Origin of the sequence: Nostoc sp. MG11 (assembly GCF_014904695.1) — a bacterium.
In the GTDB taxonomy this organism is placed as follows: domain Bacteria; phylum Cyanobacteriota; class Cyanobacteriia; order Cyanobacteriales; family Nostocaceae; genus Komarekiella.
In genome coordinates this window covers 196,826-222,989 of sequence record NZ_JACXXN010000002.1, presented here as the reverse complement: position 1 = coordinate 222,989, position 26,164 = coordinate 196,826, and the positions used below count along the sequence as shown (strand labels likewise).

Below are 26,164 nucleotides of genomic sequence, written 5' to 3'. Positions count from 1 at the left end.
CTAATGACTAATGACTTTCGCCACAGTTTGCACATCCTTGTCACCTCTACCAGAGCAATTGATGACAATGCGGGGACTACCATCAAGCTGAGGACAGAGGGTTTCTAGATAGGCGATCGCATGAGCGGTTTCTAAAGCTGGGATAATCCCTTCTAGCCGTGAAAGTCTTTGAAATGCTTCTAGCGCCTGTTTATCAGTTACGCTGTAATATTCAGCACGACCAAGATCCTTTAAATAACTATGCTCAGGCCCAACGCCAGGATAGTCCAGCCCTGCACTAATCGAATGTGCCTCAACTACTTGACCGTCATCATCTTGCAGTAAATAGCTCATTGCACCGTGCAATACACCTATTCGTCCTTTTGTCAAGGTTGCAGCGTGCTTTTCTGTATTCACACCTTCACCCGCAGCCTCGACCCCAACCAGACGCACAGATGCTTCATGCACAAACTCATGGAACAATCCGATCGCATTGGAACCGCCGCCAACACAAGCCAGAAGAATATCTGGTAGTCCTCCCCATTTTTCTTGGCATTGAGAGCGAGTTTCTTTACCGATTACCGCATGGAAATCACGCACAATCATCGGGTATGGATGAGGCCCAGCAACAGAACCCAGGATATAATGAGTTGTTTCCACATTTGTCACCCAGTCCCGAATTGCCTCAGAGGTTGCATCCTTGAGAGTTCCCGTCCCCGCCTCAACTGGACGAACTTCTGCCCCCATCAGCTTCATCCGAAACACATTCAGGGCTTGCCGTTCCATGTCGTGGATACCCATGTAAATTACGCAGTCTAAACCAAACCGCGCACACACAGTTGCAGTAGCAACCCCATGTTGACCAGCACCCGTCTCTGCAATAATCCGCTGCTTGCCCATACGCTTGGCTAGCAACACCTGAGCCAAAGCATTATTAATCTTGTGAGCGCCTGTATGATTTAAATCTTCACGCTTTAAATAAATCTGCGCTCCCGTGCCATCTGGTCTAGCATAGTGTGTTGTCAGACGTTCAGCAAAATATAAAGGACTGGGACGACCTACATAATCCCGGAGTAAATTTTGCAGTTCAGCTTGGAAACTCGCCTCATCGCGATATTGCTCAAATGCAGTTTCCAACTCGCTCAATGCAGGCATTAAGGTTTCTGGAACGTACTTTCCACCGAATCTGCCAAATCTGCCCAAAGAGTCGGGATGCACACTTGCAGTATTGATGTCTTGTATACTTACCACAGTTTAAAATCCTCTTATGTTCAAATATCTTTTCTTGGCTCTCTTCGCGTCTTGGCGGTTCGTTACTCTTCTCTATATAAAAAGCTCACGCAAAAACGCAAAGGTAGAAAGAGTTTATACGTCAATTCAGCAGCGTCGCGCTTTTTTACTTAGCGGAACCAACCTGTTGCAAAGATGCAGGGGTAATTGCAACTTTAAGTTCTTTACAAAGTTGTTCTATAGCTTGTAGTCCTTGAATTGGGCTACCTTCAGCTAAGCGTTTGACAAAGGCACTACCAACAATCACCGCATCTGCACCCCATTCCATTACTTGATATGCTTGTTCTGGATCTGAAATACCAAAGCCAACACCAATAGGTTTATCGGTGACACTCCGCAAATCCTTTACTAAATGCTTTACGCGTTCTTGGAGTTGAGAACGCATACCCGTAACACCTGTTACGCTCACCAGGTAGATAAATCCTTGAGATTGACGAGCGATCGCTTCGATTCTATCCTGAGAACTAGTAGGAGCTACGAGTAAAATTACTTCAATTCCAAAAGCAGCAGCAGTATGTATTAATTCTTCCGCCTCTTCTAAGGGTAAATCTGGTACTACTAATCCTCGCGCTCCAGCAGTAGCAATAGATGCTAAAAACGGCTTAATACCCCGGTGCAAAATTGGATTGTAGTAGGTAAATAAAATTATCGGTGCTTTCAAGCTAGGAATCACATCTTGTAACATCTCTAGCACTTGCTCTAATTTTGTCCCTTTTTGTAAGGCGCGAGTTGCTGCGGCTTGAATCACAGGCCCATCTGCCAAAGGATCGGAGTAGGGAATACCCAACTCAATGAAGTCAGCACCATTGCGATCTAAGATGCGTAAAGCTTCGGCAGTGGTTTCTAAATTAGGATCGCCAGCTGTGATAAAAGGAATCAAAGCACACTGTTTGCGATCGCGTAAAGTTTGAAAGTAATCGGAGATAGAAGTCATTCTGAAAAATAGTTAATGGTTTGTTAACAGCTTTGGAATAATCAAAAATTAGTAATTACAGCAGAAACCCTGTAGAGACGTTACATGTAACGTCTCTACATGTAACGTCTTTGAGGTTCGTCACCAAACATTTAAGGTTCATCACCAAACTAATGAGGTTCGTCACCAAACTAATGAGCTTCATCACCAAACTAATGAGGTTCATCACCAAACTAATGGGGTTCGTCACCAAACTAATGGGGTTCGTCACCAAACTAATGAGGTTCATCACTAAACCTTTGGGGTTCATCACTAAACCTTTAAACTCTCTGCAATGTATTGGCTGCTCAAAAGATTACGCACAGCTTGCTCTATATCACTTTGTTTAATCAAAGACTCTCCTACCAAAACCGCACGAGCACCAGCCTCAGCCACAATAGATAAATCAGCGGGTGTATATAGTCCAGACTCACTGACAACGGTGATATCCGTTTGCAATTGTTGTTGCCGCTCTGCTAGAAGTTGCTGTGTTGTTGCTAAATCAACTGTAAAATCTTCAAGATTGCGATTGTTGATTCCTACTAAACGTAAGCCATCAAGCTGTAACACTCGATCTAGTTCATTCAAAGTATGGACTTCCACCAGCGCAGTCATTCCCAAATCGTGAATCAAGTGCAAAAAATTCTGGAGTTCTTGATCACAAAGGATGGCAGCAATTAATAATACAGCATCCGCACCCGCCGTCCGTGCTAAATAAATTTGGTAAGGGTCAATGATAAACTCCTTACACAGTAGGGGTAATGCTACCTGCGATCGCACAGCACGCAGATTCTCAAAACTGCCTTGAAAGAACTTTTGGTCAGTGAGAATTGATAGACAAGCTGCACCACCTCGTTCATAAGCTTGAGCGATCGCCACTGGCTCAAAATCCGCCCGGATCACCCCACGACTCGGTGATGCTTTTTTAACTTCGGCAATTAAGCTAGGTTGACTAGAATTCTGCTGCAAAGCCGTCAAAAAATTTCGCACATTCGGAGCAGCAGTTAACTGTTGTTGTAAAGAAGTTAAAGGCAGTTCTTGCTGCATTTGAGAAACTTCTTGCTTTTTATACCAGACAATTTCTTCAAGAATATGACGCGGTGAGGCAATTTGTTTATTCATAAGCTACTCAGAGGAGTGGGGGAAAAGCTGCTAATTTTAAACCTTTCAGGGTGTAATGCATTTTCTTTAGTGTCTTTGTGCCTTAGTGAACCAGCGCTGTAGGAGGGTTTCCCAACCTAGGCGACTGGTGAACCCGGAGGGTGGTTCAAAATTCAATTGTTTAACTACCAAGACACTAAGGCATAAGGCACAAAGGTGAAAGCCCAAAATTCATCTAAAGCGTTAGACCCTTGACCCTTGACTCTTCATCAGTATATGCACGCACAACGTTTTTAATAATTGCCAGTCCGACTTCTCCTGCTAGAGTCATGATTGATTCTGGATGAAATTGAACGCCAGCTATAGGAAGTGTCTGATGCTCAATGCCCATAATTATGTCATCATCGGAAATTGCCGTCACCTTGAGTTCTACCGACAAGCGTTGCGGTAAGGCAAACAATGAATGGTATCTACCAACTGTAAAAGATTCTGGTAAGCCTTTGAATAAAACGGAATCTGAATCGGTGACAAAAATCCGTGAAGATTTACCATGCTGGGGATAGTCAAGAACTCCTAATTCTCCACCAAAAGCCTCTACAATGCTTTGCAATCCTAGACAAACTCCAAAAATTGGAATTTGGCGACGAACAAGGGCGGCAATAGTCTCTGCAACCCGAAAGTCGCTTGGTTTGCCAGGGCCAGGAGACAAGACAACTAAATCAGGACGTTCTGTGTCAAATAGCGATTCTGAGAAACCATGACGTAGTGTTGTGACGCTGACACCAGTTTGGCGAATGTAATTAGCTAGTGTATGCACAAATGAATCTTCGTAGTCTATTAGTAAGACGCGTTTACCAGGTTTAACATCTGGGATGTATTTAATTGTTTTTATAGAACTACGCTCATTTGTTCTTTCACCTGTTTGCTTTGCACGACGAATCGTTTCAAATAGGGCGGCAGCTTTAGTGATTGTTTCTTGTTCTTCTGCTTGTGGGATTGAGTCATAAAGAATAGTAGCACCGACTCGTACTTGAGCAATTGAATCTTTTAAGCGAATTGTTCGTAAGATTAATCCGGTGTTTAGATTACCATTAAAGTTTAAGTAGCCAACTGCTCCGCCATACCAACGTCGAGCACTACGTTCGTAATGTTCGATAAAATCTATTGCTGCTTTTTTGGGTGCGCCGGTAACTGTAACTGCCCAAGTATGACTTAAGAATGCATCTAAAGCATCAAATTGCGATCGCAATGTCCCTTCAACATGATCTACTGTATGGATCAAGTGACTATATAATTCAATTTGACGACGACCAATAACTCGTACCGAACCTGGTTCACAAATTCGGGATTTGTCGTTACGATCTACGTCGGTACACATTGTCAACTCAGCTTCGTCTTTATGTGAGTTGAGTAACTGACGAATTTGAGCGGCATCATCAAGGGCATCTTGTCCCCGGCTAATAGTACCACTAATCGGACAAGTTTCGACCCGCCTGCCTTCAACCCGCACGAACATTTCTGGAGATGCTCCAATCAAATATTCTCCACCTAGATTAAAGATAAAACCATAAGGACTAGGATTGATTTGCTTTAAGATTTCAAATAGCTTGCTTGGTGGTTCTTCGCAGGATTCAAAAAAGTTTTGGCTAGGAACTACTTCAAATAAATCGCCTCGGCGGAAGTAATCAAGTGCAACTTCAACTTGTTCGGCATATTCGCCTATTTCATGATCTGCGGTTTGCGTTGGCAGAAGACGCTTGCCTCGATAATCAACAGACTCACCTGTCCGAGGCAGATTATTAGTGCTACCATACGCTGTGTCAAATTCATATTGAAGACGAAATGCGCGTTGCAAATAGTAGTCAACAACTATGAGTTCGTCAGGTAGATAAAGCACTAAATCCCGCTGATCTTGAGGGCGTTCTAGATGCTGAGGAATTGGCTCAAACTGAAAAACTAAGTCATAACCAAAAGCACCATACAACCCTAGATGCTCATCTTCTTGACTAGAGAAAGTATATAGAATTTCGCGGATAACTGTAAATACTGAAGGTTGCTGGCTACGTTCTTCTTCGGCAAAAAACTGTTGTGCGGGTTTAACAAATCCGGCGATGTCATCATTTTCTTGAGTGACATTCTGAAGTTGTTTTGAGCAGGATAGACGCTCTAAAAGCAATGGCAAAAGTACCTTACCGCGCTCATTTAAGGCTGTTAAAATGAAAGCGTTTGCCTGTGTCGTCAATTCCAGTGGTGGATTGACAAATCCGATCGCCCACCTCTTATATCTTCCTGGATATTCGTAGCTACTCTTTAGCAAGCCACCACGTTGAGAATTGAGATAAAATAGAATCTCTTCGATGGCAGTATCTATTGTAACTTCTTTACTAGAGCGTGAAATACGCACACCAGCAAGAGTTGTATAAGAATGAGAATTAATAATCATGGGTAATTTCTCTAGAATAGCTATTAGTCATTAAACTCAAGAGTCATTCATCATTGTTAGTAGTAAATTTTGAGCGCAGAGGACAAATTTAATCAATTTGATATCAATATAATTAAGTCTGTCTCAAGCTTGATAAATACTAGGTTTGATGTAATTAAAAGTTGTTTACTCATTCTGCTCTAAGTTTACTCAATGTGAATCAATTATTACATGAACAATTTTTAGATCAGGGTATCAATTTATTCGCTTTTTATACAAGTTACCTGGGATAATCCCGTAGAATGTTTTTTTGAAGTTTTTGCTTCTTCCTATGGTTATAGAATCAGGCATGACCTAGTACAATTCTGTATAGACGTTACATGTAACGTCTATACATGTAACTGTTATCATTTATTGCCATTCTCCATTAAATGTCTGAGGATTAATTGACAAACATCAACCGCTTTTATAGACGACGAGTCAAGCAAGTGAGGTTGTTTGGTAATCAATAACGGGCCTTCGGTAGGTGAAGGCGGAATACAGCCGTGAGATCCACGCACCAAAGAAGCATCCAAGGGAATAACATCCATCAAATAGCGAAACCCAAGCTGTTTCTTTAGAAGTTTCAAACCGATTTTGAGTTGGGGAAATTTGATTTGAGGGTCAAGGAAAAGTTCTACAGGGTCATAACCAGGTTTGCGGTGAATATCTACAGTTGTGGCAAAATCGGGAGCGCGTTTATTATCAAGCCAGTAATAATAAGTAAACCAGGCATCAGACTGGGCGATCGCTACCAACTCTCCTGATCTAGAATGATCCAAATTATGAGCTGACTTTTCAGCATCATCTAAAACATAAGCAACACCTTCAGTTTCTTCTAGAAGCGATCGCACCTTGGTAATATAGTGTGGATCATTAACATAAACATGAGCAATTTGATGATCGGCAACAGCAAATGCTTTGCTCGCAGCTGGATCAAGCAGTTCACGTCCTAATTCCTCGCGCACCGTTAGCAAACCTTTTTGGCGCAGCATCCGATTTATGTGGACGGGTTTAGATACTGATGTAATTCCGTATTCTGACAAGACGATAACTTGAGCGCCTCTTTTTTCATAAAATTGAATCAAATCGCGACAAACTGTATCAATTTCCTGCAAATCCTTTGCCACTTTATTGACATCAGAACCATATTTTTGTAAACAGTAATCTAGATGCGGTAGATAGACGAGTGTCAAAGTTGGGTTAGAGCGTTCTTCGAGCCATTTTGCTGATTCTGCAATCCATTGGGTAGAAAGAATCGAGGTGTTAGGGCCCCAAAAATTAAACAGAGGGAATTGACCTAATTCATCTTGGAGTTGCGATCGCAATTTTTTCGGTTGCGTATAAATATCTGGGATTTTTCTACCATCGCTAAGATACATCGGTCGCGGGGTAACTGCATAGTTTACCGACGAGTACATGTTGTACCACCAAAATAAGTTGGCACAGGTAAAGTTTGGATCTAACGCTTTCGCCATTTCCCATACTTTGGGAGCCTGAACAAGTTTGTTAGACTGTCGCCAAAACTTAATTTCACACTCATCCCGAAAGTACCAACCATTGGCAACAATTCCATGCTGATCAGGCAACTTTCCTGTAAGATAAGTTACTTGCACTGTACAAGTAACAGCAGGTAACACGGGTGCGATCGGCACAATTTGCCCTTGTTCTGCCCAACTAGAAAGAAAGGGCGTATGCTCACCTATAAGGCTAGACGTTAATCCTACTACGTTAAGAACAACAGTTTTTTGCATGAGAACGAACCGCCAAGGACGCGAAGAACGCAAAGACACAAACCTAGAACACCAATTCAGTATTCAAGATAGAGGCGAGAAAAACCAATTTTTTTGTAGAAACGTTGCATTGCAACGTCTCTACAGTCAACGATAATTGGTCGTTTTACCGAACAGAAGTTGGGTTTTTACGATTACTGAATCAATGCTCTAGAAACCCAGATTAAATCTGACGCATCTTAATTACGAATTAGTATCAATCATTGCTATGCATCTGCGGAAAATCTAAATGTCGGCTTGTGTCGAAGTGGAGAATACTTTGTTTGTAAGCGTGTTAATACCGTCTGCCTATTTTTTGCAAACTCGCGCAGCAGCGATATTGCTTGCTTGTACAAAGACACATCAACCTCGTGAACCTCAATTCCCTTTCCGATGTGTTGCAGCAGTGTTAGGGTCAATTCTCCACCCAAGTGTTCGCGGAACTCGGTCAAACCCCGAAATAAACAACGAGGATGTTCCAATTGTGAAGATTGTTCAGCTAGTTCCGGTACGTACAATTTAAAACCAAGTGCAGATAATGTATTTAGTATCCGTTGCCACTCTGACCAATCAAGCAGTTTTTGCAGGTAGGAATAAGTGCTATCTAAAGCGATACCGATCGCAACTGCTTCTCCATGACGTAAGCTGTAATTTGTCAAATGCTCTAGTTTATGCGCCGCCCAATGACCAAAATCTAAGGGACGCGATGAACCCATTTCAAAAGGATCGCCACTGTTGGCAATATGGTCTAAGTGTAACTGAGCGCAACGATAAATTAGTTGTTGCATAGTGTCCATATCTCGATGGACAAGAGCTGCGGTATGAGAGTGGATAAAAGAAAAGAAGTTAGGATCTTTAATTAACGCCACCTTAATTGCTTCGGCGATTCCAGAACGCCAATCGCGATCGTCTAGAGTTGTCAAAAAAGCAGAATCATTTATAACCGCATAAGGTGGAGCAAATGTACCCAAAAAGTTCTTTTTACCAAAGGCGTTAATACCGTTTTTTACTCCGATACCTGAATCATTTTGAGCCAAGACTGTCGTCGGAATCCGAATCAGACGAATACCCCGGTGAGCAGTTGCAGCTGCATATCCCACCAAATCCAATACAGCCCCACCGCCTATAGCTAACAAGTAGGAGTGGCGACACAACCCGGCTGCATCAATCTGCTGATGAATTTGCTCAACTAAAGTGCGATCGTTTTTGGCAGCTTCTCCACCCGGAACTATGACAGGCTCAATAGCAAGTGTTAGTATTTCTGCATAAAACTTGGTATACGCTGCTAATTGCAAGAGCAAATCAGGACAGAACTGCAATAATCCTGCATCTACAACTGCTACGATTTTCTTTGGCTTTGTCTCCCCATCTGCTGTAATTACTTGCGCTAATGTGGGATTTTTCAACTCAAAAAGATTGTTAGTAAAGTAAATTTCGTAGTTGAAGCTAACCGAAACACTTTGATGAATTGGTTGCAGATTAAATTTACTTTTTTTGATATCTATTACCATATTTCTGCTGATATTTCCGTAAGTGCGGCACGATTCAAAGCTTGAAGGAATACCTCTACTGAACAAGAACTATTTACCTGAACTTGATTATTGATGATGAAAAATGGTACGCTGGTGATGCCTTTCGAGCGAGCAAACTGTGATTCAGCCACAATATCAACCAGAGTATCGTCATTCAATTGCGATCGTAATTCGGTAGGCTCCATTTGATAAGCTGTACCTATGGCAGTAAGAATGTTAATATCTCCAATGTTTAAACCGTCTTCAAAATAAGCTTTATAAATTGCTTCCACAACATCATTTTTTCTATTTGCTGGTGCTAGATTAATTAGCTTGTGAGAAAGCTTAGTATTGACAGCCAAACGAACTTTGTCAAAATCTAGCTTGACTCCTGCTGCCTCACCTGCGCGTCGCGTGGAATCAAATAGATACTGGAGTTCTGCCACTCCAATACCTTTTCTTTCTCGCATAAAGCTCCGAAATTCGTACCCAGAAGGCGGAACGGTATTATCAAGAAGGAAAGGATGCCAGCGGATATTAACCGATTCTTCTTGCCATTGTGCCAGTGCATCAAAAAGATGCTTTTTACCGATTCTGCACCAGGGGCAAACAGTATCATGAAAGATGTTAATCAGCATAGTTGATATTACAATACAGTTTAGTTAAGCAATTTTTTCATTCTCTTTCTTCTCTTTGTGTCCTCTGTCTTGAAAAGTTATGAGCGCCGGGAGCCGGCGCTCATACTTTTCGCTGCGCCTCTGCGGTTAGTAAAAAAAATAACTTTGACAAAGAGTGCTAGCCTTAACTAAACCTTGTTAGCTTTTACCACTCAAATGCTGAGGTTTTATTGTAATAATCAAATTAATTCTGTAGGGGCGTATCTCGTTAGTAGTTTTTAGCAGTGAATGCATTTTTCTGGGTAACTACCTGCCAATTATCATATAGAAAGCAGAGCGTTAGAAGTAGTCTTTTCAGGTATAGCTTCAAAACGAGGGAAACAGCTTTTAGTCCCTTCAAACTCTTGAATTAATGCGGCTCTATCTTTACTTGCTACTAGTCTTGCTAAGCGGCTGTAAGTATTAGCTAAAGAGCTAATTGCCTGACATCTTTCTTCTGTAGCTAGCATGATGTCAACACATAAGTGGGGATTTTGTGAAAACAAGCGTTTAAGAATGTCAATTTCTTGCCGATAACTGGGAGTTGACATTGTTAAACTGCGGTCTATATCAATTTTGGCTTGTGCTAAGAAGACGCCAAGACTAAATCTACAAAAGTGCTGTGTTGCTTGAATAATTACCATCATCTGGTCATGTTCTTCAGGCGTACAAACAATCAACTCTCCACCCTGACTTTTAATAAAGTCTAATAACCATTCAAACGAATCATCGTTTCGACCTGGACACACTACCACTTTCTGTCCTAAAAACGATTTTATATTTGGCCCAAACATAGGATGTAATCCCATTACAGACCCCGAATGGTGTTCGAGCATTGCTTGAGTTGGTTGAGTCTTGATACTTGTAATGTCGCATAAAGCTGTAGTTGGGGATAGATATTTAGCTGCACGTTTAATAACATCAACTGTCTGTTCAATAGGAACGCTAACTAATACCAATTCTGCTTGACTCAATAATTGATCTGCATAATCCCAATCTTCTTGTTCGAGAACACTGACGTTATGACCTACCGCCGAAAGTTGCTCTCTAAATAATCTTCCCATCCGGCCATGTCCACCAATGATGGTAACTTGTCGGGGTTTAATATAATTTATTGATGTTGCAGGGGTAAGTGTAGCATAACAACCATCCACCAGACTTACCCAAACAGATTCAGGAATGCCAGCTTGAGCAAGCTCTTGAGCCACATTAGCAAGTTGTTCTTCTAAACAAGGAAGTTCTGATGTTGCTAATAATGATAGGCGATCGCTCAGTAAAGCGAGCAAGTTTTGGTAAGTTTGTTTAAGCTTGTCTGAATAAGAGGATTTCAAAGGCATTTTCCCTGTCCTCAATAGTGTTAAAACATAGCGCTAGATAAGGAATGTGTAAGGCGATCGCATAAAAGACTAATGTCGTCTTAGTGCGAACTCCTTACATTGATTCAAATAACGTTTGAAGTTTTCTCTGCTATCAGAAATGATGCTACTAAAGAGTTAAACAGCAGTCTTTGCTAGTTCTTTCTCTAAACTAATAGCTGTCTTTTTCTGTCTATTTTTCCGCATTTTCACAGCAGTAGTCCCAACTCCAAATAATACAAAACCTAAAGTTGAAGCGGGTTCTGGTACTGGGGCTGCGCCCTCTACGTTTAATACTTGAACACGACCTTGGAAGAAGTCGCCCACATATAACTTGCCATCTTTGTAGGTAGTGCCACCAGTCCAGTTAAATGTGCCTGGTGTCAAGTCAAGGGGGTCGCCAAAGGGTGGCTCACCTTGTTGGGGAGGTGGTACAATTTCACCAGATGCATTACGGGCAGGTTTACCAAATGCAGTCAGAAATTTACCATTTTTATCGAATACTTGAACGCGGCTATTAATAGAATCAGCCACATAAATATTCTCAAACTCATCTACTTCTAAACCAATTGGCTGATTAAATTCTCCATTTCCACTACCTTGTTTGCCAAATGACAAGATAGATTTACCCTCTGGACTGAGTACCTGAACGCGGTTGTTAAACTGGTCACTCACAAAGAAGTTTCCACTAACTGGAGAAATTCTGATAGCTGCTGGCCCTTGGAACTGTCCAGGTTCAGTACCAGATGTACCAATAGAACCAATTAGTTCGCCGTCGGCAGTGTATTTATTGATTTTGTCGCCGCTAAAATCACCCACATAGACATTGCCAGTTTTATCGAATGTCACACCAGACGGGCCAAAGAAAGCTCTACCTGGTATGAGACCACCAAATGAGCCAAATGATTTAACAAATTTTCCCTGGGGATTGAAGACATTAACGCGGTTGTTGAAAACATCAGCCACATACAGATTCTTAGTTTGCGGTGAGATTCCTAAAGCTGCTGGCTCATCGAATTCGCCTGGCCCTTTGCCACCCTTGCCAATTGCTCCAATATATTTTCCCTTGGGGTTAAATACCTCGACCTTGTTACCAATATTTGGGTTAAAACTGCCATCTGGATTAAGACCGCGACCATTAGCTATCAAGGTATTCCCGGCGTCATCTATTTCTATGCCTTGAGGAACAAAGAGTTGTCCAGGGCCAAAACCGGGGCTACCAATAGAGCGATCGTAGCTTAAAGTTACAGACAGAGCTTGAGCAGCCGTTCCTAACACCATGAATCCGGCACCGAGAACGCCGATTGACAAATTTCTAACTAATTCCATGAGTTTGAAGTCCTAGTTGTATGAGCTATACTCTTCCTAGACTAATTTTGTCCCCAGACCCAATTTGGGAATTTGAGAATTCAGGCTGCTGCCTCATCTTTGAAATGCAACTTTCTATGTGAGGCAGCAGTTTATTTTTTAACTCTTACCTGGCAAAGTCAGATGTAGGTTAGGTTGAGCAGGGCGAAACCCAACACCCTTATCAATGTTGGGTTTCCTTACGTCAACCCAACCTACAATTTTTTTGCAACTAATCCCATACTTTTTATGTCCTGCTTGTTTAGGTTAAATGGATTTTTAGTAAGGGCTTAAACCCTTACTAAAAGCCAAAATTTAAAGTGGTGTTAGGCTATCTCTGCCTTGGCTAATTCTTTGCGCTTGCGCTTCATCTTGGCAGCCGCGCCTAAACCGGCAGCTGTTACGACGCCCAAGATAGAAGCAGGTTCAGGAACAGGTTCGCTGCTATCCACCCGAACAACTGACCCTAATTCTGGGCCAACACCGCGTTTGCTGATATAAATTTTGCCGTCAGGCCCAATATCAATTCCAGCAGCCGACTCTAGCCCTTCACCAGCTGCAACAAGTGTTGTGCGAGTGCCATCAGGAGCAACTTTGATGAGAGAACCAGGAAGGAACCGTAAATCACCTTCTAACTGAGAGTTATCGCTGAATTGTAGGACTAGCAAATTACCTTCCTCATCAAAGGTGAGGTCAGTAATGTGTGTAAACCCATCTAGAAAAACCTCTGGTTTTCCATCGTCGCCGATGCGGAAAATCCGTGATTGATCTTCTGGATAAGGAAAACCCGTATATTCACCAACGTATAAAGCTCCATCGGGACCAATTGCGCCACCTGTAGGTACTGATTGAACCGCTATTTTCCCTCCAGGAAGCTGTTCTACTAGCCCTGGAAGTGCCTCTACTAGTTCTGGAGCTAACTCTTGCCCTGGTGGTGCAGATGGCAACAGTGAGGCACTAAGGGTTTTCTTAGGAATTGCGATCGCTTGGGCATCACTGCCATCAAGTTTAATTTTGTAAGCAGCGTTTCCACCCCCATCAACTACATAAGCAGTATCGCCATTAATAGCCATATCGAAGGGATTAGTAACTACATCCTGACCATCTGGATTATTGATAATTTCATACTTGCCAAAGTCGAAAATACTGTTGAGAGATCCAGTGTTCAAGTCAACTTTGTACAGTTTTCCTAACTCCGGGGCATTCAAAACTTTATCGGGTGTGGATGGTGGGAAAACCTTAAGTTGTGTTTCTGGGATCGGGTATTTAGAGCCAAGAGCAAGTGTTTCTTTATCGCGGTTTCCTGGATAACCAGCAAACCCAGTTAGCAGATAAGCATTCCCTTTAGAGTCGAATTGCAAGTCTTGAATACCGGCCCCTTGGTTGCCGCTGGGTTGTTCTGCTAGAGACACAAAGTTATTAAGTAGGCGCGTTTTTGTACCATTTGGTGAGAGTTTAACGAGTGAACCAGTATTACCTGCACACAAAGGCTGAAATATTGCACTCGGAGATGGCTGGCAATTCCCGTTTCCTCCAATACCTGGCTCTGTTGCATAGAGACTTCCATCAGGGCTAAAGCTAATACCCCGGATATTGCTGACCCCATCGAGAACAGTCGTTAGGCTTGCAGCTTGTGCGGCTGATGTTCCACAAATTGCAGTAAAACAGAATGTAACGGATGTAAGAGCAAATGACTTGAGTTTCATACCTTTCGAGATTAAGAAATTAGTGATTTGTGGAAACTTTTATAGTTTTAAAGACAGTGAATTCTAGTTCGTAGCAGATGCAGGTCTTTTACTTGAGCGTTAAAGCTTTGGTAGCTCTTTTCTTATGCAACCAACCAAGACCCAAAGCGCCTGTTAATATGCCTAAAGTCGAACTAGGTTCAGGGACAGACTCTATATTTTCAATTTTGAGAACTTGCCCACTGTCAGGACCATCGCCTCGATTTGTGACGTAAATTTCACCATCAGGGCCAATTGTCAAGGCGCTAGGTGACTCTAATCCATTGCCACTGAGGATGGTTGTACGAGTTCCATCAGCAGCTATTTTGATCACCGAACCATCTAAATTACCCTTCCAGGCTGGCTGATTGGCGTATTGCAAAGCATACAAATTGCCCGCAGTATCAAACGCCAAGTCTGTTAGTTGGGTAAAATCATCTGCATAAACTGTCGTGCCATCAGCATCAACACGATAGATTTTTGCGCCACCTTCTGGAAATGGAAAACCAGTAAATTGGCTGACATAATAAGCGCCATCGGGGCCTTTGACTACGTTTGAAGGTACTGATTGAATGGGAAGCGATGGCGGCGTTTCACCACCAGATGGCACTTGTGCCGGTTCATTGGATGGGGTATCGGCAGCCGGGAACACTGGATTAGTTAATATTTCTTGGGGAAACGTGGCGATCGCCTGCAAATTACTGCCATCAGTTCTCACGCTGAGTAAGTCGTTTGCACCTGCATCAGCCGCAACTAAATTATTGCCATCGATTAAAAACCCTAAAGGATTGCTACTTAAATCACTACCATCAGGGTTGTTAGCGAGTTCATAGTTAGCTAAATCGGCAACACTTGTCCAGGAATTAGTTTTAAAGTTGGGAGTAATGATTTTTCCTAGGTCAGTATTGCCTAAATTGCGATCGCGAAAGGTTGGATTAGCTGCATACCCAACTAAAACATAAGGTTTGCCTGTGGCATCAAATTGGATATCACGAGGCCCAGCTGCTCCAGTCCCATCTGGTAACGCTAAAGAAGGGAGTCCTGTAAGTACACGCTTGGTCTTGCCATTCTCAACTTTGGTAACTGCGCCACTTGTGCCATAGCATAAAGAATCGCCTTGACCACTTGGTGGCGGAACGCAAGCCCCATTCCCTCCTGTTCCCGCCTCTGTAACATAGAGACTACCATCAGAACCAAAGCTTAACCCACTGGCATTATTAAGGCCATCAGCAATTACAGAAAATGATGCAGCTTGTGCAGCTGTCGTTCCAGAAAAAACAGCAACACAAAAAGTTAAGAAAGTAATAGTAAGTTGCTTCAGTTTCATGTGTTGCAATATTGATCCTTGGCGCTTTAACTAGTAGCTAGTAACTAGTGAATCTTGATTTTTTGGTATGTAGCTCATTCCCCGATCAAACGATTGAAGATTACCAGCTTTGCCTTCAACAAGACGTTTAATATTCATGCTTTCAGCCCCAAAATCTTCAATTTGGAGTTTGCCATGAGTAAAAGCTTCACCTGTTTTCCAGAATGTAATTCGATGCAGGATAAAACCAGAAGCCTCTGGGTCAGCGAAAGAGTATGCAGTTGGGATAAGTAGCGCTACAGAGCGCTGATAATATTCGTAGTCTGGATAAAAGTGTTCTTGTTCAAGCAAGTAGTATTTACTCAAAGCATGTAACCGCACAGAAACTTTTACTTTCTGGTCGTATTCATCTTTGAATTCACCCGATTCAGAAGTAATCTCACCATTTGGTTGTAGTAAATGCGCCCACTCATCTATATTCCGTAAATCTTTTAAGTATTCAATCCCAATTTCAATTGGGGCATCAACATAGATGGTATCAGTATCAATAAAATAGCGCCCTTTTGCTGCTGCGGTGTAACCAGCCTTACGTTCCAAATTACCTTTGAGAGAACGACACTCAGAAGTGTGTACTGTATGAATTCCCTGCATAATCATCTGAGTTTGTCGTTTTGGATCAACAAAGCTCAACCAGTGAAAGTACACGCCCTTTTCGTCCGTTCCTGGCTCAATGTAGTTAGGAGGAAATAGCAAAACAGGGTAAACCTGAAAATATTTCTGATACTCTAACCCGCAGTGCCATTCAATGCCGTAGAAAAGCGGGTTCTCTAGTTTTTTAACGTGATAGTAGAGATTTTTGTGATAGCCAGAAGCAGTTCCAAGCCAAGTATCTTCATCAATCTGCTCTTTCATCCGGCTATAAAGCGTCCATTCGTCTAAGTTTTTTAAACTACAAAGGTACTCAAAGGCGCTCTCTGGTGAAGTAGCGATATAAGCTGATGTTGCAAACGTATTTTTTTCCACTGGTCACTCCTTAAATTAGTAGCTAATTGCTAATTGTTGATAATTAACAATTAAGCTGCGATCGCCTTGGATTTACTGCGTTTACCGCTCGCTATCCGGTCTTCTGCTAATCGTTTAGCAGCATCGTTGGTATGAATTCCTTGCTGTTTAGCAATATCAAAAATTGCTAGTAGCGTGTCATAAATGTTATGCACTTGCTTAAAAGCTTTTTCTTCGTCATAGCCAATCATTTCGTTATAGACATTGATTAGCCCTCCGGCATTAATTACATAATCAGGGCTATAAAGAATATCTTTGTCTGTAAGCATTTGACTATGTATTTGCTCATTGCCTAACTGATTATTAGCAGCGCCAGCAATAATCGGAGCTTGCAACAGAGGAATTGTATGACTATTAATAATTCCTCCTAAAGCACAAGGAGCAAAGATATCTACATCAAGAGAGTAAATTTCGTCTGGCTCTACAACAGTTGCGCCAAAAAGCTGTCTGACTTCTGCTGTTTTTGCTGGGTCTACATCGCTAACAAAAAGTTTAATGTCATGTTCATGCAAGTGCCGACAGAGATTTTTACCGACATTTCCTAAACCTTGAACTGCAACTTTCATGCCATCGAGTCTTTTACTCTGCCAACGAAACTCTACAGCAGCTTGAATTCCTAGAAAAACACCTAAAGATGTAATTGGAGCAGGGCCACCAGACTTTTCTGATACCCCAACTACATGTTTAGTTTCTTTGCTGATTGTCCGCACGTCTTCGGGAGTAATATTTACATCTTGTCCTGTGATAAAACGTCCATTGAGGCTGTCAACAAAACGTCCGTAAGCTCTCAACATCTCATCTGTTTTGTTCTCAGGATTAGCAATAATGACTGCTTTTCCTCCACCAGCCGGAATATTAGCACAAGCCGCTTTGTAGGTCATACCACGACTGAGACGGAGGGCATCTTTTAAAGCAGCTTCTTCGTTGATGTAAGGGAAGAGTCTTGTTGCTCCCATTGCTGGGCCTAAGTTCGTGTTATGTATGGCAATGATTGCTTTGATATCTGGATTTTTGCCATGACAGAAGAGAACTTGTTCGTGACCCATTTCTCTAACAGTTTCAAATAGCAGCATTTTGGTTTCTAAATATCGATTTTGGGTTGGTTAGAGTAAGTCATGATTAGGTAAGGATGAAGTATGAAAAAATAAGACTCACAAATTAAAGTAGGATCTCAGATTTTGTAATGTAGTTGTTAGCTAGGATGAGAAGTTTGCTGCTTCTAATTTCATACTTCATTCTTGATTTTTTTCACGCAGAGACGCAGCGAAAAGTTCTGTAGGCGGGTTTCCCGCCGTAGGAAACTTTTCAAGACAGAGGCGCAGAGAGAAATACTAGTAAAACTGCACAAATATGCAATTTTTTCAAATCAAACTGCTGGGAATGAAACTGGTTTAGCGGAATTTTTAGCTTGATTTGATTTGACTCCTTGGGCTGCCAAACTCTTGTTACGTCCACCAGAAGGTGCTGGGCGATCGGGGTCAATTACTACATCGATTAAGAAGGGAACGTTTGAGGCGATCGCTTGTTCTAGTGCTGCTTCGATATCTGACTCTCTGACGACGACCATTGCTTCTGCTCCCATACCACGAGCAATCATGGCAAAGTTGGTTGGTGGCATGGTTGCATCTGCACCCTTTAATCCCAACACTTTCATCCCTTGATGACACATGTTGTAACGGGCATCGTTGAGTACAATCCAGATGGCAGGAATCTTGTATTTTACGGCTGTGCTGATTTCGTTATTCATCAACATTGCCCCGTCACCCACAATAGCTACAGCTTTACCATTCCGCGCTTGGGCTGCACCTAAAACTCCTGTGACAGCGTGACCCATTGCTCCAACGCCGGTGCTAACTCGGTAACGATTGGCTTGGGCAAATTGCAGCAAATGAGTTGACCAAGTAAACGAGTTACCGCACTCTGCCATTACTACTGCGTCACTACCCTCAACAATAATCTTTTGAATTGCTGACATCAATGCTTCTGGTCGCACTGGATAGTCTATATCTTGTTTGATTACTTCACGCTCTGGACAAGGTAGCAATAATGGTGTGGAACGAGGAGGAGCATCTGATAACTGCTGCAAAAGTTCTTGTAAATAGGTCTTAATATCAGACCGCACCCCGAAGGTTTCAACGTGGGGATAGGCAACCCCTGGCACTTCCGGGTCAATGTCTACATGTACAAAGCCTCTAGTCGGAACCATTGCTGAACTCCAGAAGGAAGTCGGTTCGCCAAGGCGGGTTCCTAGTACGAGTGTGCGTAGTGGAGGTTGCTGTTCCATATAAGTCAAGACGGAAGCATGACCGCCTAAACCTGTGACACCCACAAATTGAGGATGATCTTCAGGAAATATACCTTTACCACGAGGTGAGCACATGACTGCTGCACCAGTTTTTTCAGCGAGTTGGCGGATTTCGTCTGCGGCGTCACGCGCACCAAAGCCAACCCAGATAGCGAAGGGACCGGCAGATAATAATTCTACAGATTTTGCGATCGCTTGTTTGGGAGCAGTGATCGCAAAAGCAGAAATATCTAGTTTGGGTAAGGATATATCCTCAACTAAACTTGTCTGTACACTGGTGGGAATGCTCAAATGGGCTACAAATCCGCCTGGCTGCGCTAAAGCCAGAGCAAGTTTGCGAAAAACTTGGGGTAGTTGAGCAGCCGATTCAATGGTAATTGCATAGTTGAATAGTGCTCCTGGGGTAAAAATTCCCCCGCTGGGCAATGTGTAAGTGCTGGTTTCTTGAATTGCCCAGCGTCCGCGCTGTGGTGCTGAGGTACAAGCTGAGAGCAAAATTACTTTTGCACCTTCACCACGAGCAGCAAATAATCCGGTCAGGGCGTTGGTAATCCCCGGTCCTGCTGTGGTAAATACTACGGTAGGGCGGTCGCTAGCAAAGTACGCCTCGGTTGCTGCAAAGGCTGCTCCTGCTTCATGGCGGAAGTTCAGCACCTCTATGCTGCTATTCGATAGAGCATTCCAAAGGCTTGCCATCGCACCGCCAGCAACGCCAAAAGCGTAGCCTACTCCTAAAGTTGCCAACATCTGAGCGATCGCATCCGCAACTGCGAGAGTGGGGGCTGTTTCGTTCGGTAAAAAGGGCTGAATTCCTCTGTTATTCTCTAATTCATCTAGCTGATGGGAACCGTTTGATGCAGATTCCACATAGCTATTTGGTGGCAACTCCTTGTATGGCTCAGTAGTGATTAAAGGAGAGGTTGAGCCAGTATAGTTTTTACTCATTTCTGTTACGTAATTTCCGAAACTAATAGATAGACAGTGTTTTTGTTTACACTTAAGTACTTGATAATGATTAATACAAACAACTCTGTTGTTTTTTACAATTATGATCAAGCTCGGCTGATGGTAGAGGCAGTTGATTGCTTGATAGTTAATGCTTTTGGAAATATTATTGAAAAACTTTATGAAAAAAGCAAGACAATCAAGGCTGTGCTTCTAAGAGCAAGAATATAAGAGATTAAGACTTGTTAACAATGAAAAATCCTTTGATATGGATGTCAATTTTGTTGCTATTGTTGTGACGGCTACATTGCCCACTGAGCCTGTCTGAGAGATAGTTCTCTGGCTATGGCTAATGAAGTGAAGGCTCATTTACAATGAACAATTCTTTGATGAAGATGTCAATTTTGTTGCTGTTGTGTCAGTAGTCCTAATTTATACTCAGTCATTTAGTAAATTGATACCTGGCGATGACTGGACAGATACATGAACATATTTGCAATGAAAAATCTTTCGATGAAGATATCAATTTTGTTGTTGTTGTGATCACGACAATTTTTACTTGGCTGTTTTTGGAGATTGATACCTTGCGATCGCAAGTAAGCTGTGTCACTATACTTACAATAAATATTAATTTATAAGTGTCAAGGATAAGACATGGTTTCTATGCACCGTGCCAAGTCGGTGCTATTTAAATGGAAATCAAATATGTTTTAGCTTATTTCATTATGGCTAGTTTTTGTTATTCAAAAAAGTCAACCCACTAAGTTTATCTACCTAACTCATCAACACAAATTATCTCAATTAAAATATTATGATCAGAACCAAAATATCGTGGCAGTCTTTGTTCTTGTCAGCAAATACTTCTTGATTTAGCTTTTTTGTGCCCTTCAAAACATACATTCTTAACATTCTCTATTTCTATAGAGCGATGTTTAAGCACTTACTGAGTATTCCTTGATTAAACTATTTCTTATGGCAGATGACTGAGTATATAATTTTATAGTTAAATCCCTGCAAGAGTAATTTAACGAACATTAAATTTTTGAAAAAATTTGCCTATTCAAAATATGAATTATTCTCAGGCAAACACATCTTAAGTTAACCATTAAATGACTATGCACACACATAATTGATGTAGATATAGCTCAATTTTGAATATCTTGCTTAACCTATAAATTAAACGTTTTACAGTTCTAAATCTAAACAAGATTTTGGATTAATCTTGTTGATTTGGCTACAATTTTCCTTTACTCGTAGCAAATTATTTAAACCAACAACAGATTCCAATTGTTTTAATTTTTCGAGGAAATTTGGGTCTAATTATGCATTTATTTGCTGTATAATAAGATTTGTTAACACAATTCATAAAAAAATTCTGGGATATGCTAATAAATTTTAATTTTTAGCAGTCTAATGTGCATTTAAGGATTTTAGATAAGTTGTGCTTATAACTTTCTTCACAGCTATGGTGTGGACTTTATTATAAGGAGTGAGTAGGGATATGAATTTTAACGACTATACGTTAGCTCGATCCAACTCTCAATCGGCACTACAGCCAGAAGTAGAGTTGAGGTTTGCTCATTTATTAATAAATCAAGCTGTAGATGCTGCTTTTTGTATAGGAGAAAACGCGCAGTTTCTCTACGTCAACGATGCTGCTTGCCGGATGACTGAGTATTCCCGTGAGGAATTACTTTCGATGACGCTGCATAGTATAGATGTAGATTTTTCTTTGCACAACTGGTCAGAGAGCAAATCACAGAATTACCTTACTTTTAAGTCTCGCTATCGCAAAAAAGGAGGTGGGATATTCTTGGTGGAAATATCCATGACTCGTGTAGAACACCAAGGTAAAGAGTTTAGCTGTGTCTTTGCTCGTGACAAAAGCGATGAAGTAGTAGAAATGAGTATGCAAAGGTGGGTTGATGAGTTAAGAGATGCTAAAAGCCATTTGCAACAAGAAGTTTCTAAACTAAAGACTAAGGAAGGAGAACTTGAAACGTCTTTATCTATACTTCGCTCTACTCTTGAATCTACTGCCAACGCTATTGTTGCGGTTAACTTTGAGGGAGATATTCTAAGCTTTAATCAGAGATTTGTGGATATGTGGCAGATCCCAGAGTCTTTGATGTTATCCAAAAAATGTCCTCGATGCAAAGCCTTTTTTGAGAACCAACTTAAAGACCCAGAAACCTTTAGTCGGATGATTTGGGAAGTTTCCAGCCAGTCTGACTTCGAGAGCTACGACATTCTGGAATTGAAAGATGGCAGAGTGTTCGCACACTACTCTAAACCTCAGTGGCTTGATGAAAAAATTATTGGTAGAGTTTGGAGTATTTGGGACATTACTGAATCCAAACAGACAGAGGAAGCATTACGGCTGAACGCAGCTAGATTTCAAACTTTGGCAGAAACAACAGATGCTAGCACTTTCTTGATTCAAGGTATGCGGCTTTGCTACGTAAATCCGGCTGTAGAGCTATTAACTGGTTACACAAGAAAGGAACTGCTGACTGGCTTTGATCTTCGCCGATTGATCAAAAGTAAAAAACGTAGACACGTACGAAACCAGGGTGAAGCGACTAACTTTGAATACCAGGAGATGAATATTCTGACAAAAAACGGTACGGAGCGCTGGTTAGCTTGCACGGTTGCGATATTGGATGGAGTGCTGGATTTTGGGGGAAACCCAGTCGAACTGATTGCAGGTATTGATATTACTGATTACAAATATGCAGAATCAGAGCTTAACCAGGCTTTAGAACAAGCAAAACAACTTAGCGAACTCAGAGCACGCTTTCTTTCTATGGTCTGCCATCAATTTCGCACCCCGTTAAACACTGTTTCATTTTCTAATAGCTTACTAAAGCGACACATGGATGAATGGACACAGGAGGAGATACAACCATTATTTGATCACATTCAAACAGCTGTTGAACAATTAAGCCAAATGTTGGATGACATTCTGTTTTTCGCTAAAGCAGAAGCAGCAAAAATAAACTTCCAGCCAAAATCAGTTGAGATAGTTCAGTTCTGCAATGATTTAGTAGCACAGATGCAGATGAGCAGTAGCCAGAACCCAATAAATTTTGTTAGTCAAGTGGAATGCTTAACAGCCTACGTAGATAAAAAACTACTAGAGTCTGTTCTCAATAACTTACTTGATAATGCAATCAAATATTCGTCGTCTCGGAGTGTGATTGATTTGAAACTTTCTTGTGAAAATGGAAAAATAGTTTTTCAGGTAAAAGACAGAGGTATCGGCATTTCAGTAGCAGATCAACAACAACTATTTGAGCCATTTTATCGAGGTAGCAATATCGATCATATACCTGGTACTGGACTAGGACTATCGATTGTCAAAACCCTTGTAGACTTACATGGCGGTCAAATTGCTATGGAAAGCGAAGTTGGTGTAGGCACTACTTTTACTGTCATGCTGCCACTATCAAAATAAAATATCAGTTCCGAGTTGTGTGTGTTGAGTTGTTAACTATTAACTATGTTTATCTGAATATTCATAACTCTTAAAAATGAAAAATTTATCTCTTCCCTACTTAATACTCAGCACAGAGTTTGGTAAGTATTTCCCGCCAAAAGTTCTAGTGAGAAAAAATGATGTACGAATCGGCGAAAAAAATCCTTGTAATTGAAGATGATACCGTTACCCGTAATCTTTTCTTAAAGGGTCTTGAGGCTGAAGGTTTTAATACAATCGGCGCTCAAAACGGTTGTGTTGGCATCCAGCAAGCACGAGAACATTTACCCGACCTAGTGATTTGTGATATTATAATGCCCGATATGGATGGTTATAGCGTTTTAACTACGCTGCGTGAAGACCCTATAACAGCAATCATCCCCTTCATTTTTCTCACTGGCAGCGACACTAAGGCAGAGGTTCGCAAAGCTATGGAGTTAGGGGCAGATGATTATCTGACCAAACCCTCTACACTAGACGAATTGCTCAGAGCGATCGCCACCCGGCTGCAAAAGCAAGCTACTCTCCAATACTGGTGGACTATTCAATTTTTAAATACTCCAAAGCCAACAGCTGCACCTCAGACTTCAGATATTGCTCCTCCCGACTCAATATTTCCCTGCGATCCTCAATTAAAAGAAGTTTTCGACTTCATTGAAGCTAACTATCACCAAGGAATTACTTTGTGTGATGTGGCTGAGGCAGTTGGTTACTCATCTGCTTACTTAACTAACCGAGTAGCAAGGCAAACAGGAGAAACTGTAAACAGCTGGATTGTCAAACGCCGGATGGCAGGTGCTCGCTTTTTACTCCAAAATAACAACCAGACAATTGAGCAAATTGCCAAAGCATTAGGCTATCAAAATGTGTGTCATTTCTCCCGCCAGTTTCGCCAACATCACGGTTTACCTCCCCATGCTTGGCGCAAAGAGCATCAGGTTGTATTGCAAAAAGAGGCAACTTTATGCTGAGAGTCCCTAAAGTAGGCAGTAATCAGTAATCAGATTCCAAAAAACTATTGTGAAGCTATTAAGAAGTTATAAATTTAAGGAGACTGACTGATCACTGATAATGGAGGAATATTTATGAAGTACGACTTTAAAGCGCTTGCTGAACTTTATAAAAACACGCTCTTTAACGACGTACTTCCATTTTGGGAAAAATACTCACTTGACTGGCAGCAAGGCGGCTATTTTACCTGCCTCGATCGCAAGGGCAAGGTTTATGATACAGACAAATTTATCTGGCTACAAAACCGCCAGGTATGGACTTTTTCTACCCTTTACAACCAGCTAGAAAAACGTGAAACTTGGCTAAAAATTGCTAGCAACGGTGCTAATTTTCTTGCTCAGCATGGCAGAGATGCTGACGGCAATTGGTACTTTGCCCTAACCCGTGAAGGTAAGCCCCTAGTTCAGCCCTACAATATCTTTTCTGATTGCTTTGCAGCAATGGCATTCAGTCAATACGCTCTTGCTTCTAGCGAAGATTGGGCCAAAGATGTAGCGATGCAAGCTTACGAAAATGTTTTGCGCCGCCAAGATAACCCAAAGGGCAAATATACTAAAACTTATCCTGGCACACGCCCGATGAAAGCACTGGCAGTGCCAATGATTTTAGCCAACCTGACTCTAGAAATGGAATGGTTGCTATCTAGTGAAACCCTTGAAAGCGTTTTGGCCGCAACTGTTCAGGAAGTGATGACCGATTTTCTAGACCAAGAACGGGGGCTGATGTACGAAAATGTTGCTCCTGATGGTTCCCATATTGATTGTTTTGAGGGAAGGTTAATTAACCCTGGTCATGGTATTGAAGCGATGTGGTTTATCATGGACATCGCTCATCGGAAAAACGACACAAAAACTATTAACCAAGCCGTTGATGTGGTGCTAAATATTCTGAATTTTGCTTGGGATAGTGAGTACGGGGGACTATATTACTTTATGGATGCAGACGGTCATCCTCCACAGCAACTAGAGTGGGATCAAAAGCTGTGGTGGGTACACTTAGAGTCTTTGGTTGCTCTGGCAATGGGTTATCGACTAACGGGGCGTGAAGTGTGTTGTGAATGGTATCAAAAAATGCACGATTACGCTTGGTCACACTTTGCCGATCCAGAATGTGGTGAGTGGTTTGGCTACCTCAATCGCCGTGGAGAAGTGTTGTTAAACCTCAAAGGTGGCAAATGGAAAGGCTGCTTCCACGTACCGCGTGCATTGTACCTCTGTTGGCAGCAGTTTGAGGCATTGGCGCAGTCGGTTTAATCTTTGCTGAGGAGCTAAATTGAAAACAGACCTATTTGATAAGTGTCCCATGAATGTTGTGACACCAAAGCGATTCACAATAGACGAATATCATCGATTGATTGAACTTGGATTTTTGAAGGAGGGCGATCGCATTGAATTAATTAGGGGAGAACTGATCCAAATACTAGCAAAGGGAATGCCTCATACAGTGTGTAGTTCTATACTGTGCCGTCAACTGGATCGGCTTTTGGGCGATCGCGCAGTCATCCGTGGTCAAGATCCTGTTACCCTTCCTAATCAGAGTGAACCTGAGCCAGATGTCGTCATTGCACGAGGAAGAGATGAAGATTATCTCGCTCATCATCCCTACCCCGAAGACATTTTGCTGGTTGTGGAAATTTCAGATTCCACATTGATCTACGACCAAACAAAAAAGCTAGAACTATACGCAGAAGCCGGAATTTCTGATTATTGGGTTGTCAACTTAAATGCTTATCAATTAGAGCGTTACAGTCAGCCTTATCAAAATGTTCAAGGTAAGTTTAACTATCTTAGTAAGCAAATTTATCTATCTAATCAATCTTTGGCCATTCCTGGATTGAAGATGCTTTGTTGGACTTGAGTCGGGTTTTTCCAGAGAGTGCGGCTAAGTAATTTAGATACATTGCAGCAGA

At 41.8% G+C, this 26,164-nt stretch carries 19 protein-coding genes and 1 pseudogene; 5 read left to right on the top strand and 15 right to left on the bottom strand.

What is annotated here, in order from left to right:
- From trpB to scyA, 15 genes are all read right to left on the bottom strand, one after another.
- A complete protein-coding gene (gene trpB, locus HCR01_RS03580) occupies nucleotides 1–1,230 on the bottom strand; it encodes a tryptophan synthase subunit beta (protein ID WP_193194591.1) in 1,230 nt (409 codons plus the stop codon).
- 145 nt (nucleotides 1,231–1,375) lie between these two features.
- Nucleotides 1,376–2,203 (bottom strand): tryptophan synthase subunit alpha, encoded by an 828-nt coding sequence (gene trpA, locus HCR01_RS03575; RefSeq protein WP_193194589.1) that lies wholly within the window; start codon nucleotides 2,201–2,203, stop codon nucleotides 1,376–1,378.
- A 55-nt stretch (nucleotides 2,204–2,258) separates the two neighbouring features.
- On the bottom strand, nucleotides 2,259–2,495 hold the full coding sequence (locus tag HCR01_RS03570; RefSeq protein WP_193194587.1) for a hypothetical protein: 237 nt from the start codon (nucleotides 2,493–2,495) through the stop codon (nucleotides 2,259–2,261).
- Entirely contained in the window at nucleotides 2,495–3,343 is an 849-nt protein-coding gene (gene trpC, locus HCR01_RS03565) for an indole-3-glycerol phosphate synthase TrpC (protein WP_193194585.1), read from the bottom strand. The genes HCR01_RS03570 and trpC overlap by 1 nt, the downstream gene beginning before the upstream one ends.
- Before the next feature lie 214 nt (nucleotides 3,344–3,557).
- Nucleotides 3,558–5,765 carry an anthranilate synthase gene (locus tag HCR01_RS03560; protein WP_193194583.1) on the bottom strand — a complete coding sequence of 736 codons (2,208 nt, stop codon included), beginning with the start codon at nucleotides 5,763–5,765 and terminating at the stop codon, nucleotides 3,558–3,560.
- Nucleotides 5,766–6,151: 386 nt separating this feature from the next.
- Nucleotides 6,152–7,537 (bottom strand): alkaline phosphatase family protein, encoded by a 1,386-nt coding sequence (locus tag HCR01_RS03555; protein WP_193195197.1) that lies wholly within the window; start codon nucleotides 7,535–7,537, stop codon nucleotides 6,152–6,154.
- 245 nt (nucleotides 7,538–7,782) lie between these two features.
- Complete coding sequence (locus HCR01_RS03550) at nucleotides 7,783–9,066, bottom strand: 3-dehydroquinate synthase (RefSeq protein ID WP_193194581.1); 1,284 nt, start codon at nucleotides 9,064–9,066, stop codon at nucleotides 7,783–7,785.
- On the bottom strand, nucleotides 9,060–9,704 hold the full coding sequence (locus HCR01_RS03545; RefSeq protein ID WP_193194579.1) for a DsbA family oxidoreductase: 645 nt from the start codon (nucleotides 9,702–9,704) through the stop codon (nucleotides 9,060–9,062). Before HCR01_RS03545 ends, HCR01_RS03550 begins: the two co-directional genes overlap by 7 nt.
- Before the next feature lie 299 nt (nucleotides 9,705–10,003).
- Complete coding sequence (gene tyrA, locus HCR01_RS03540) at nucleotides 10,004–11,059, bottom strand: bifunctional chorismate mutase/prephenate dehydrogenase (RefSeq protein WP_193194577.1); 1,056 nt, start codon at nucleotides 11,057–11,059, stop codon at nucleotides 10,004–10,006.
- Between the two features lie 156 nt (nucleotides 11,060–11,215).
- Nucleotides 11,216–12,406, bottom strand: coding sequence for a scytonemin biosynthesis PEP-CTERM protein ScyF (scyF, locus tag HCR01_RS03535; RefSeq protein ID WP_193194575.1), 1,191 nt, complete (start codon nucleotides 12,404–12,406; stop codon nucleotides 11,216–11,218).
- A gap of 344 nt (nucleotides 12,407–12,750) precedes the next feature.
- Nucleotides 12,751–14,130: a ScyD/ScyE family protein gene (locus HCR01_RS03530; protein ID WP_193194573.1), complete on the bottom strand. Its 1,380-nt coding sequence runs from the start codon at nucleotides 14,128–14,130 to the stop codon at nucleotides 12,751–12,753.
- A gap of 88 nt (nucleotides 14,131–14,218) precedes the next feature.
- Nucleotides 14,219–15,475, bottom strand: a complete 1,257-nt coding sequence (locus tag HCR01_RS03525) for a ScyD/ScyE family protein (protein WP_193194571.1) — start codon at nucleotides 15,473–15,475, stop codon at nucleotides 14,219–14,221.
- 30 nt (nucleotides 15,476–15,505) lie between these two features.
- A complete protein-coding gene (scyC, locus tag HCR01_RS03520) occupies nucleotides 15,506–16,477 on the bottom strand; it encodes a scytonemin biosynthesis cyclase/decarboxylase ScyC (RefSeq protein ID WP_193194569.1) in 972 nt (323 codons plus the stop codon).
- A 50-nt stretch (nucleotides 16,478–16,527) separates the two neighbouring features.
- Entirely contained in the window at nucleotides 16,528–17,589 is a 1,062-nt protein-coding gene (scyB, locus tag HCR01_RS03515) for a tryptophan dehydrogenase ScyB (RefSeq protein ID WP_193194567.1), read from the bottom strand.
- A 293-nt stretch (nucleotides 17,590–17,882) separates the two neighbouring features.
- A complete protein-coding gene (gene scyA, locus HCR01_RS03510; protein WP_193194565.1) occupies nucleotides 17,883–19,766 on the bottom strand; it encodes a scytonemin biosynthesis protein ScyA in 1,884 nt (627 codons plus the stop codon).
- Nucleotides 19,767–20,233: 467 nt separating this feature from the next.
- On the opposite strand from scyA, the gene HCR01_RS03505 reads away from it, so the two are divergent.
- From HCR01_RS03505 to HCR01_RS03485, 5 genes and pseudogenes are all read left to right on the top strand, one after another.
- Complete coding sequence (locus HCR01_RS03505) at nucleotides 20,234–20,404, top strand: hypothetical protein (protein WP_193194563.1); 171 nt, start codon at nucleotides 20,234–20,236, stop codon at nucleotides 20,402–20,404.
- A gap of 863 nt (nucleotides 20,405–21,267) precedes the next feature.
- Nucleotides 21,268–23,223 (top strand): scytonemin biosynthesis sensor histidine kinase, encoded by a 1,956-nt coding sequence (locus tag HCR01_RS03500; protein ID WP_193194561.1) that lies wholly within the window; start codon nucleotides 21,268–21,270, stop codon nucleotides 23,221–23,223.
- A 158-nt stretch (nucleotides 23,224–23,381) separates the two neighbouring features.
- A complete protein-coding gene (locus tag HCR01_RS03495; RefSeq protein WP_193194559.1) occupies nucleotides 23,382–24,215 on the top strand; it encodes a response regulator in 834 nt (277 codons plus the stop codon).
- A gap of 114 nt (nucleotides 24,216–24,329) precedes the next feature.
- On the top strand, nucleotides 24,330–25,508 hold the full coding sequence (locus HCR01_RS03490; RefSeq protein WP_193194557.1) for an AGE family epimerase/isomerase: 1,179 nt from the start codon (nucleotides 24,330–24,332) through the stop codon (nucleotides 25,506–25,508).
- Nucleotides 25,509–25,557: 49 nt separating this feature from the next.
- Nucleotides 25,558–26,144, top strand: a pseudogene (locus HCR01_RS03485) (Uma2 family endonuclease).
- Nucleotides 26,145–26,164: the final 20 nt, after the last annotated feature.

Excerpts from the sequence above, each read along its gene's own strand:
- HCR01_RS03500 (WP_193194561.1), top strand. The coding sequence starts at position 21,268 with ATGAATTTTAACGACTATACGTTAGCTCGATCCAACTCTCAATCGGCA.
- HCR01_RS03505 (WP_193194563.1), top strand. The coding sequence starts at position 20,234 with ATGACTGGACAGATACATGAACATATTTGCAATGAAAAATCTTTCGAT.
- HCR01_RS03550 (WP_193194581.1), bottom strand. The coding sequence starts at position 9,066 with ATGGTAATAGATATCAAAAAAAGTAAATTTAATCTGCAACCAATTCAT.
- HCR01_RS03560 (WP_193194583.1), bottom strand. The coding sequence starts at position 5,765 with ATGATTATTAATTCTCATTCTTATACAACTCTTGCTGGTGTGCGTATT.
- HCR01_RS03525 (WP_193194571.1), bottom strand. The coding sequence starts at position 15,475 with ATGAAACTGAAGCAACTTACTATTACTTTCTTAACTTTTTGTGTTGCT.
- scyA (WP_193194565.1), bottom strand. The coding sequence starts at position 19,766 with ATGAGTAAAAACTATACTGGCTCAACCTCTCCTTTAATCACTACTGAG.
- scyF (WP_193194575.1), bottom strand. The coding sequence starts at position 12,406 with ATGGAATTAGTTAGAAATTTGTCAATCGGCGTTCTCGGTGCCGGATTC.
- HCR01_RS03495 (WP_193194559.1), top strand. The coding sequence starts at position 23,382 with ATGATGTACGAATCGGCGAAAAAAATCCTTGTAATTGAAGATGATACC.
- scyB (WP_193194567.1), bottom strand. The coding sequence starts at position 17,589 with ATGCTGCTATTTGAAACTGTTAGAGAAATGGGTCACGAACAAGTTCTC.
- HCR01_RS03545 (WP_193194579.1), bottom strand. The coding sequence starts at position 9,704 with ATGCTGATTAACATCTTTCATGATACTGTTTGCCCCTGGTGCAGAATC.
- trpA (WP_193194589.1), bottom strand. The coding sequence starts at position 2,203 with ATGACTTCTATCTCCGATTACTTTCAAACTTTACGCGATCGCAAACAG.
- tyrA (WP_193194577.1), bottom strand. The coding sequence starts at position 11,059 with ATGCCTTTGAAATCCTCTTATTCAGACAAGCTTAAACAAACTTACCAA.
- HCR01_RS03555 (WP_193195197.1), bottom strand. The coding sequence starts at position 7,537 with ATGCAAAAAACTGTTGTTCTTAACGTAGTAGGATTAACGTCTAGCCTT.
- HCR01_RS03530 (WP_193194573.1), bottom strand. The coding sequence starts at position 14,130 with ATGAAACTCAAGTCATTTGCTCTTACATCCGTTACATTCTGTTTTACT.
- trpC (WP_193194585.1), bottom strand. The coding sequence starts at position 3,343 with ATGAATAAACAAATTGCCTCACCGCGTCATATTCTTGAAGAAATTGTC.
- HCR01_RS03490 (WP_193194557.1), top strand. The coding sequence starts at position 24,330 with ATGAAGTACGACTTTAAAGCGCTTGCTGAACTTTATAAAAACACGCTC.